The sequence below is a fragment of the Alcanivorax sp. genome (assembly GCF_002726155.1).
GTDB lineage: Bacteria > Pseudomonadota > Gammaproteobacteria > Pseudomonadales > Alcanivoracaceae > Alcanivorax.
In genome coordinates, this window is sequence record NZ_PBSH01000048.1 from 1 (window position 1) to 10,386 (window position 10,386).

Annotated in this window: 7 protein-coding genes; 4 read left to right on the top strand and 3 right to left on the bottom strand. The window is 58.1% G+C overall.

Annotated elements, in window-relative coordinates:
• Positions 1-3: 3 nt before the first annotated feature.
• The 3 genes from CL546_RS14775 to mnmG all read right to left on the bottom strand — a co-directional run bounded on the left by CL546_RS14775 (position 4) and on the right by mnmG (position 3,374).
• The gene (locus tag CL546_RS14775) at positions 4-801 is read right to left on the bottom strand and encodes a ParA family protein (protein WP_290496334.1); all 798 of its coding nucleotides are present in this window, start codon (positions 799-801) and stop codon (positions 4-6) included.
• Between the two features lie 66 nt (positions 802-867).
• Complete coding sequence (gene rsmG, locus CL546_RS14780) at positions 868-1,482, bottom strand: 16S rRNA (guanine(527)-N(7))-methyltransferase RsmG (RefSeq protein WP_290496336.1); 615 nt, start codon at positions 1,480-1,482, stop codon at positions 868-870.
• Positions 1,479-3,374, bottom strand: a complete 1,896-nt coding sequence (gene mnmG / locus CL546_RS14785) for a tRNA uridine-5-carboxymethylaminomethyl(34) synthesis enzyme MnmG (protein ID WP_290496337.1) — start codon at positions 3,372-3,374, stop codon at positions 1,479-1,481. The genes rsmG and mnmG overlap by 4 nt, the downstream gene beginning before the upstream one ends.
• Positions 3,375-3,639: 265 nt before the next feature.
• On the opposite strand from mnmG, the gene CL546_RS14790 reads away from it, so the two are divergent.
• The 4 genes from CL546_RS14790 to CL546_RS14805 all read left to right on the top strand — a co-directional run bounded on the left by CL546_RS14790 (position 3,640) and on the right by CL546_RS14805 (position 9,946).
• Positions 3,640-5,340, top strand: coding sequence for a potassium/proton antiporter (locus CL546_RS14790; protein WP_290496339.1), 1,701 nt, complete (start codon positions 3,640-3,642; stop codon positions 5,338-5,340).
• A gap of 179 nt (positions 5,341-5,519) precedes the next feature.
• On the top strand, positions 5,520-6,332 hold the full coding sequence (locus CL546_RS14795) for an SDR family NAD(P)-dependent oxidoreductase (RefSeq protein WP_290496341.1): 813 nt from the start codon (positions 5,520-5,522) through the stop codon (positions 6,330-6,332).
• Positions 6,333-6,669: 337 nt separating this feature from the next.
• The gene (locus tag CL546_RS14800; RefSeq protein ID WP_290496343.1) at positions 6,670-8,484 is read left to right on the top strand and encodes an acyl-CoA dehydrogenase C-terminal domain-containing protein; all 1,815 of its coding nucleotides are present in this window, start codon (positions 6,670-6,672) and stop codon (positions 8,482-8,484) included.
• Positions 8,485-8,647: 163 nt separating this feature from the next.
• Entirely contained in the window at positions 8,648-9,946 is a 1,299-nt protein-coding gene (locus tag CL546_RS14805; protein WP_290496345.1) for a hypothetical protein, read from the top strand.
• The last annotated feature ends 440 nt before the right edge of the window (positions 9,947-10,386 follow it).

Genomic DNA, 10,386 nt, shown 5'->3' on the forward strand with positions numbered 1-10,386 from the left:
TCCTTATGAAGCTGCTGCAGGCTGGGCCTTGAGCGCCTGCTCACGACGCAGGATCTCACCGGCCAATGCCAGATAGCTGACCGCACCGCGGGATTTCGGGTCGTAGGTGATCACTGGCGCACCGTGGCTGGGCGCTTCCGCCAGCCGCACGTTGCGCGGAATGATGGTACGGTAAACCTTGTCGCCGAAGTGGCTGATCAGCTGGTTGGACACATCGTTGGACAGGCTGTTGCGCGGGTCATACATGGTGCGCAGCAGGCCGCCAATGTGCAGCTTCGGATTCAGCACCGTGCGGATTTTCTCGATGGTGTTCATCAACGCGGTGAGGCCTTCCAGCGCGTAGTACTCGCACTGGATCGGCACAATCACCGAGTCCGCCGCCGTCAACGCATTCACGGTAAGCATGTTCAGGGATGGCGGACAATCAATGAGGATGTAATCGTACTGGTCCCGGATACGCGCCAGCGCATTGCGCAGGCGAAATTCCTTGGCGGTCATGTCCAGCAACTGCACTTCGGCGGCGGTCAGATCCCCGTTGGCGGCAATCAGGTCAAAACCGGAATCTTCCGGGGTCCCCGTCACCGCTTGCTCGATGGCCACGTCATCGCACAGCACATCGTAAATGGTGTAGTCGGTGTCAAACTTGTCCACGCCGGACCCGGTGGTGGCATTGCCCTGCGGGTCGATATCCACAAGCATGACCTTCTTGCGGGTGGCCGCCAGCGACGCCGCCAGGTTCACACTGCTGGTGGTCTTGCCCACGCCGCCTTTCTGATTGGCTACGGCAAATACGGTGGTCACTGCGTTCTCCTTGATTTTACGCCTGACGCCTGGGGTCGAATGCCTGACGCAGCACCCCGCTCGACATCAGGCCTTGTTCACTACCACCAGGGTGCGGGGCTCATCCAGGCCCGGCACGGTCAGGGTGTGATGGCGCCCTTGCCACTGCGTCGGCAGGGTGGCCAGCTCTTCTTCCGTGCTGGCCGCTTTCATGGCCAGCAAACGGGTATTGTCGGTCATTATGGGCGTCATCAACGCCAGCATGTCCGACAAGGAAGCAAAAGCGCGACAAATAATCTGCGATGGGGCTTTACGGTACTGTTCCACGCGACCGTGCACAACCTCCACGTTATCGAGCCCCAGCTCCCGGCGGGCCTGGCGCACAAAACGGGTTTTCTTGCCGTTGGAATCCAGCAGCACGAATGCCTGCCGGGGGCGGGCCACCGCGAGAATAATACCGGGGATGCCGGCGCCGGTGCCCACATCCAGGGTATCGCCCTCTCCCAGATAGGGCAAAACGGCCAGGGAGTCGAGCAGGTGACGGGTCACCATCTCCTGCGGATCACGAATGGCGGTGAGGTTATAGGCCTGGTTCCATTTGACCAGCAGGTCCACATAGGCCAGCAACAGGCGCTGCTGGTCGTCACTCAGAGTAAGGCCCAGGGTATCGATGCCCTGGGCCAGGGTGTCAGCGAGACTCATGCTTGTTGGGCGGCCTTCTTTTGATGGTGGTGTTTTTTCAGGTAAATCATCAGCAGGGAGATGGCCGCCGGGGTCACACCGGGGATCCGACCGGCCTGGCCCAGGGTCTGCGGGCGAATATCGCCAAGCTTCTGCTTCACCTCATTGGACAGGCCTTTCACCTGCCCGTAATCGAATTCCGCCGGCAATGCGGTGGTTTCTGCGGCACGCAGTTTCTCGATTTCATCGGCCTGGCGATCAATATAGCCGGCGTACTTGGCGAGAATTTCCATCTGTTCGATAACCGCCGCATCCGGGCGCTCCGCCAGCACCACCGCATCCGCCAAGCTGGCGTAGGTCAGTTCCGGGCGCTTGAGCAAATCGAGCAGATTGTATTCGTGGGCCAGGGGCTTCTCGATCAGGGCATTGACCGCCTCGGCTTCGGGGGTTTTCGGCCGCACCCAGGTGCTCTTCAGACGCTGCTCTTCCTGCGCCATACCCTCGCGCTTGGCGTTAAACGCAGTCCAACGCTCGTCATCCACCAGGCCAAGCTCGCGGCCTTTTTCGGTGAGCCGCAGGTCCGCATTGTCTTCACGCAGCAACAGCCGGTATTCCGCGCGGCTGGTGAACATGCGATAGGGCTCCTGGGTGCCCATGGTGATCAGGTCATCCACCAGCACGCCGATATAGGCTTCGTCCCTGCGCGGGGTCCAGGCCTCTTTTCCCTGGCTCAGCCGCGCTGCGTTCAGCCCCGCCAGCAACCCCTGAGCGCCGGCTTCTTCGTAGCCGGTGGTGCCATTGATCTGCCCGGCGAAGAACAACCCCGGCATATGCTGGGTCTCCAGGCTGTGCTTGAGGTCCTGGGGATTGAAGTAGTCGTACTCAATGGCGTAACCCGGGCGCGTGATATGCGCGTTTTCAAAACCCCGAATGGAGCGAACCGCCTGCAGCTGCACATCGAAGGGCAGGCTGGTGGAAATGCCATTGGGGTATAACTCGTGGGTATTGAGGCCTTCCGGCTCCACGAAAATCTGGTGGCTGTCCTTGTCCGGGTAGCGGTTTACCTTGTCTTCAATGGACGGACAATAGCGCGGCCCCACCCCATCAATCACCCCCGTAAACATGGGGCTGCGGTCAAAGCCGCTGCGGATGATGTCGTGGGTCTGGGCATTGGTGTGGGTGATGTAGCAGCACACCTGCTGCGGATGTTCTTCGACCTTACCCAGATAGCTCATCACCGGCAGTGGACTGTCGCCCCACTGCTCTTCCATCACCGAGAAATCCACCGTCTTGCCGTCGATACGCGGCGGAGTCCCGGTTTTCAGGCGATCCACCCGGAACGGCAACTCGCGTAAACGGCGCGCCAGCGCATTGGAGGGCTGATCGCCAGCGCGACCGCCTTGGTGATTATCCAAACCAATATGAATAACGCCACCCAGGAAGGTACCGGCGGTGAGCACCACTGCATCCGCCAGGAAGCGCAGGCCCATGTTGGTGACCACGCCCACACAGCGACCGTTTTCCACCACCAGGTCGTCCACGGCTTGCTGGAACAGGGTCAGGTTAGGCTGATTCTCCAGGGTCCCGCGAATGGCGGCCTTGTAGAGCTCGCGATCTGCCTGGGCACGGGTGGCCCGCACCGCTGGCCCTTTGCGGGCGTTGAGCACGCGGAACTGAATGCCGCCTTTATCCGTGGCGCGGCCCATGGCCCCGCCCAAGGCATCAATTTCACGCACCAGGTGGCTCTTGCCGATGCCGCCGATGGCCGGGTTGCAGCTCATCTGGCCCAGGGTTTCGATGTTATGGGTGAGCAGCAAGGTTGAAACGCCCATGCGCGCGGACGCCAGCGCCGCTTCGGTACCGGCATGGCCACCGCCGATCACAATCACACCAAATCGCTGGGAAAAATCCATCGTGCTCTTACCTTGCAGGACAGGCCTGCTGCTCAAAATATAGTCAATCCGGGCGCGGTAGTATAAAGAGAACGCCTCACGCTGCAAGCATCGCGCGCGCCCGAAATCCTGCAGCAAGACGCGCTCAAGCCATTACCCGCATCTGGGCCCTACCCGCACTTCTCGGATCCGGCATGAAACTCATGCCTCGTGCATGCAGCTCACCACCGGTTACGTGTAAGCTATTCTACTCTATAACGCTGTTCTCACTTAACCAGGAACCCATTTGGAATCATTGAATCTCTTTCTGCTGATCGGCACGGGCCTGATGTTCACCGGCCTGCTGCTGGGCTCCCTGAGCGCCCGTTTCGGGGTGCCGTCCCTGCTTATTTTTCTGGTGGTCGGCATGGTGGCCGGGGAAGACGGCCTGGGCGGCATCGAGTTCGATGATTTCTCCACAGCCTATGTGATTGGCAACATCGCCCTGGCGGTGATTTTGCTGGATGGCGGCCTGCGCACCCGCTTAAGCACCTTCAAGCTGGGCCTGCGCCCGGCACTCAGCCTGGCCACCCTCGGCGTGGCTATCTCCGCCGCCCTGGTCGGCGCCTTTACCACCTGGTTAATCGGCGTGGACTGGCGCGTGGGCCTGCTTCTGGGGGGCATTATTGGCTCCACCGATGCGGCAGCGGTATTCAGCGTGATCAAGGGCGCCGGCGTAACACTGAATGAACGCGTGGCAAGCACCCTGGAGATCGAGTCTGGCCTCAACGACCCCATGGCCATCTTTATTACCCTGATGCTGGTAGGGCTGCTGGTGGACCCGGATGCAGAGTGGGGCATCGGCATGCTGGTGACCCTGCTGCAGCAATTCGGGCTTGGCGCTCTGTTGGGGCTATTGCTGGGGGCGGTGATCAGCGAGGTGCTATTGCGGGTGCGCAGCAATGAGGGCCTGCACGCACTGCTGTTGTGCAGCGGGGGCGCCATGGTATTTGCCATCACCAATCTGGTTGGCGGCTCCGGTTTCCTGGCCGTGTACCTGACCGGGCTGGTGGCCGGGAACCGCCGCGGCGGCACCGGTGACAATGTACTCAAGTCCATGGATTCCATGGCCTGGCTGGCTCAATCCGGCATGTTCCTGATTCTCGGCTTGCTGGTGACGCCCTCCCGGCTCACCGAAAACCTGCCCTGGGCCCTGGCCGTGGCTGCCTTCCTGATGCTGCTGGCGCGCCCGGTGTCCGTGTGGCTGAGCTTGCTGCCCTTTCGCTTCACCTGGCGCGAAGAAATCTTTATTGCCTGGACCGGGCTACGTGGAGCGGTGCCCATTGTGCTGGCCGTGTTCCCGCTACTGGCCGGGGTAGAACAGACTTACTTGCTGTTTGATATCACTCTGGTGGTGGTGCTGATTTCCCTGCTTGGTCAGGGCGCGAGCCTGCGGTTTGTGGCGCGCAAATTGAAAGTCTCAATACCACGTACCACCGAACCCAAGCAGACCGTGGCCCTGGCCGCTCCCAGCGACCGCTACCTGATGCAGTTTGAGGTGGAAGACGGCGCCAAGGCGGTAGGCAAAAGCCTGGCCGAGCTGGGCGAAGACGAACGTACGCCGTTGATTCTGTACCGTAATAAGCTGGTGCTCAGCCTCAGTGACGACCCCAAAATTGAAGCCGGTGATTTGATCGCCTGGCTCGCACCGTTATCGCACAAATCCGGCCTGTCCGACCTGTGCCATAAATTAAGTAGCGATGAGAAACGTTATTACGGTGATTTCAGCGTGCTGGGCAAAACCCCGGTAGCACAATTGATTGCTGTGTACGGGGTCGAAGCCCCTCCACCACTCTGGCAAGGATTGACCGTGGCCGAGATGTTCACCAAACAAGTGGGGAAACAGGCGGTTGTAGGGGATACGGTCCGGGTCAGCGGGCTGCGGCTAAGGGCAAGATCTGTTGAAAACGGCACGGTCGTCATGGCCGGGCTGAAACTGCCGGGGTAAAAAGCAGCTGCGAGCTTCAAGCGACTAGCTGCGACGCGATCACTGATTTACTGCTTTGAAACGTGCTCGCCGCGATTGATGCAATGGCGCGGGCACAGGGGTTCAAGCAACTCCATCCCTTTCACGCGCCTGGCGGCTCGAAGCTAGTCGCTCGCAGCTTGATTTTAAGGAATTCTGTCATGGCCCGTTTTGATAATCACCGCATTCTGATCACCGGCGCCGGTGCCGGCATTGGTGCCTTGATGGCGGAAGAATTTGCCAAGCAGGGCGCGGAGGTCATCGTCACCGCCCGTCGTATCAGCGCGGCTCGCGAAGTGGCGGAGCGGATCAAGGCCACCGGCGGCAAGGCTCACCCCTATATGCTGGATGTGAGCAAGATTGCCTCCATTGCCAAATTCCGGGACAAGCTGCACGAAGAAGTCGGCCCTATTACCAGCCTAATCAATAATGCCGGCGTGGTGTATGGCGGTGAGTTTGAAAAGATCGCACTGGAACAACACCTCAACACCTTCAAGGTAAACAGCGAAGGACTGATGGCCACCACCCATGCGTTTCTCGACGACCTGATCAACAGCAAAGAGGCTTTTCTGGTGAACATCGCCAGTGCCTCCGCCTTTATCGGCCTGCCCTATGGCAGCAGTTATGCAGCCAGTAAATGGGCAGTGGTGGGGTTCTCCGAATCCCTGCGGCTGGAACTGGCAGTGCGCAAGATCAAGCATGTGCACGTCACCAGCGTCTGCCCCAGCTATATCTCCACCGGCATGTTCGACGGCGTGAAAACCCCTCTGTTTTCCCCCATGCTGACACCAAAAAAAGTCGTCAGCAGCATCATCAAGGGCATGCAGAAAAAAGATGCCTTCGTGATCGAGCCGCCCATGGCCAAATCCGTCGAACTGCTCAAGGCCGTGCTACCGCAGGGCATCTGGGATGAAGTCGCCCGCCGCACCGGGGTATCAACTTCCATGTATAGCTGGAAGGGGAAGAAGGAGTAGCTTCGAGCTACGAGCTCCTAGCTGCGAGAAAAATCCGCGGGCACATCCTTGCCCGAACACATCAACCTAGCCGTTTCTTTTCCTGGTAACTCGCAGCTAGGGAACCTCTGAATAACTCCTTGCATGCTCAGCGTGACCTGAAGCGTGCAGCTGTTGTGTCTTGTCTCGATGGTCAGGGTGGCTCCCTAGAAACTACCCCGTTTACAACCATTCACCCTAACGCCAGCAGCCACGCGCCTTGGCAGTCAATGCCTTCGCCCTTGAATTGCCTAACAATGCCGGCCCTGTTGCGCTGTCCGTTTCTGACAGTTAATCCGTTTTTTCAAGGGTGATTGCTATGCCGACTTACAAGGCCCCCGTGCGCGATATGCGCTTTTTGATGAACGAAGTCTTCGATTTCGAGAGTCACTACAAGACTCTGCCTAATGGTGAAGACGCCACTCCCGATATGGTGGAAGCCATTGTCGGTGAAATGGCCAAGCTGTGTGAAAACACCATTGCGCCTCTTTACCAGAGCGGCGACGAAGAAGGCTGTAAGCTGGAAGACGGAGTGGTTACCACCCCGAAAGGGTTCAAGGAAGCCTACGACGAATTCGTAGCCGGTGGCTGGCAGGGTCTGAGCCACCCGGTAGAAGTGGGCGGCCAGGGCCTGCCCATGTCACTGGGCCTGATCAAACAGGAAATGATGGCCACCGCAAACTGGTCCTTCTCCATGTACCCGGGCCTGTCTCTGGGCGCCATGAATACCATCCAGATGCACGGTACTGAACAGCAGCACCAGGATTACCTGGTACCGCTCACCGAAGGCACCTGGGGCGGCACCATGTGCCTGACCGAACCCCAGTGCGGCACCGACCTGGGCCAGGTAAAGACCAAGGCCGAGCCGCAGAAAGACGGTTCCTACAAAATCTCCGGCACCAAAATTTTCATCTCCTCCGGTGATCACGACCTGACCGAAAACATTGTCCACATCGTGCTAGCCCGCCTGCCCGATGCCCCGAAAGGCACCAAGGGGATTTCCCTGTTCATCGTGCCCAAGTACCTGCCGGGCAAGATCGGTGAAGACAACGGCGTGAGCTGTGGTTCCCTGGAAAAGAAAATGGGCATCAAGGCATCCGCCACCTGCGTGATCAACTTCGATGAAGCCACCGGCTTTTTGATCGGCCCGGAACATGGCGGCCTGGAATGCATGTTCACCTTCATGAACAGCGCCCGTATCGGTACTGCCATGCAGGGCGTGGCCCACGCGGAACTGTCTTACCAGGGAGCTCTGCCTTACGCCAAAGAGCGTAAGTCCATGCGTGCCCTGTCCGGCAAGAAAGAGCCGGATGCCATCGCCGACAGCCTGATTCATCACGGCGACGTGCGTCGCATGCTGCTCAAGCAGAAGGCCATCGCTGAAGGTGGCCGTGCCATGATCTATTACGCCGCCCAGTACGCGGACAACATGATCGCCGGCATGCTCGAAGACGACATGAAGAAGTACGAGCACTGGGACAGCGAGCTGGGCTTCCTGACACCGATCCTGAAAGGCTTCCTGACCGAGAAAGGGCTGGAAGCAGCTAACGACGGTATGCAGGTGTTCGGTGGCCACGGCTACATCAAAGAACACGGCATGGAACAGATCGCCCGTGACGCGCGCATCTCCACCCTGTACGAAGGCACCACCGGCATCCAGGCGCTGGACCTGCTGGGCCGTAAGGTACTGCTGTCCTCCCGCGGCAAATGTGTGCGCGAATTCTCCAAAAAGCTGGTGGATTTCGGCACCAAGAACCTGCGCGATCCCAAGCTGCGCCCGTTCGCCTGGAAGCTGCTGAAAATCGCCGCCGAGTGGAACTACCTGACCACCCGCATCATGTTGGTAGCGGCAAAAGATCGCGACATGGTCTCCACCGCCAGCTATGACTTCCTGATGTACAGTGGCTACGCCATGATGGCGTACTTCTGGGCGTTGCAGGCAGGTGTTGCCAACGACAAGCTGGAAAATGGCGGCAATGAGCCGGCGGAATTCTACAAGGCCAAACTGGCCACCGCTGAGTTCTACTTCGACCGCATGCTGCCCAGCGCCAAGGGCCATGCCGAAGCGGCGCTGAAACCCACCAAGAGCACCATGCAAATGAGCGCTGAAGACTTCTCCTTCGATTACGAGTAAGTGTTCAACATGCGCAAAAGGGCGGCCAATTGGCCGCCCTTTTTTTATGTTTCATTACCGCGTTTTAAAAGAGTCCATCCGTTTTTCTACCCTGTTTAGGGGATGCCTTGTCGGCGTCTTTCTTGCATCATTCCGTTTTCAATGGGGAAATTGGGGAACGGACATGCAACCACTGAAGATTCTTGCAGGGGCCATGGCCCTGTCTGCACTGACGGCCTGTGCCACCTCCGGCATTCACAACAGCCCGGCCATGCAACAACTGTACGCAGTAGAAGCGGACCCCGTTGATCAGTGGCCAGCGCAAAACCAGCGTGATATTTCCATTCTCAAAGCAGATTTCGCCAATCGCTATCAACGGGATTACCCTCGCTCGGAGGTCTATTCAGATGCAGTTCAACTCACCGAATGCTCATTGAAGCAGGAGCGAGCACTACAGGTCGGCGGTATTTCGCCGGATATGGTCACCCCTCCGTCAAAGACAGATAATCTAATCAACGATAACAGCGTGAAATATGAGCGAATCAGCGTACGTTCCACTGCCGCAGGCTGCGCTTCGCTACGGGAAGTGGAACTGCATGTGGTTCCCAATATTGTCGCCAATATCAAACGGTTACCCGATGACACTGACTACCCCGTTTATGTGGATGCGGCCTATAAGCTTGACCTCCAGAGCCGGGTCAAAGTCGGTGGAAAATGGAAAAAAATCGATTATGGGGTGAAGCGTATTTCGGTAAAACGGTATCGGGACAAGACCGGTATCGCCGGTTTTCCCTATGCAGAATCACTCTGGCAGAAAACCGACACCCTTCGCCAGGGTGATACTGACACCTCCAGGTTCAGGGAGGATCCCATGTATCTAGTGACCTATTTTGCAAACGAGCCAGACCATTACATGGATATCGTTCTGTTACGTCAGACGATGCTCAACAAGACCGGCAATAACATTACCATGCGCTGGAAGGACGGCGATGACACCATGACGCGAACCTGGACGCGAAAAGGCATGGTTATCTCACAAAAGAATGGCAAGCGGCATGGCATTTTCTCGTTTCCCGTGGACAACCAGCCTCCCCAGGTACTCTGTCATGATGCCGGTAAAACCGTGGACTACTTCCGGCGACAAGGGCCATACGATTGCTCCATCGCCAGCAAGCAAGACTATGGCCAGGAAGGGGTATTCGTCGATCCCACTGTCTCTCTCCGTGAAGAACTGGACACGCTTCGCCAAAATCATCCGAATACTGAGCCTGTTATGGCGAGCACCGCCTCCTCACCTGCTGCCAGTGAGCCCGATACGGCAACGAATACGCTGTCCAACACCGCCAGTGAATGTTCGAAAGCTTATGCCGCTCGCAAGGCTTGCGAAAAAATCCCCGGTGACCCGTTCGGTATTGCCATGAAGTTGTGCCTTAGCCAGGCAAAAAAGAAATTCGGTGGCATGGATTGCCCGGTGAGTTTCTGATCCCAGTGATCCTCAGCGGCCAATCAACAACAAAGCGCAGCACGGATGGGTGTGAAAACACCGGTTGTGCCTGATTGACCGCAAAGGTGCCAGAAATGCCGCCGTTGCTGGATGCCAGATGGCGTTGGTTTTCTGTAGGAAGTGATGCTCGCATCACCAATAGCGTGGGTGGGATGTATCATGCCAGACACCCTCAGCGCCAGATTTTTCGTCTGGCAATCGGCGTCTGGGTCTCTGTGCACCATTGCGAAGGAAAGACTGTCCGCTCCTCTCCTTCCCGCAAACCCGCAAACAAAAAAAGCGGCCCCCTTTCGGGGGGCCGCTTCTTAAAGACTTACCTTGAATCTATCGAGACTTAGGTGTTCTCGAACTGACCCATGGTGTTGTCTTTACCGCCAGCTTTCAGTGCTGCTTCGCCGGAGAAGTACTCTTTGTGGTCA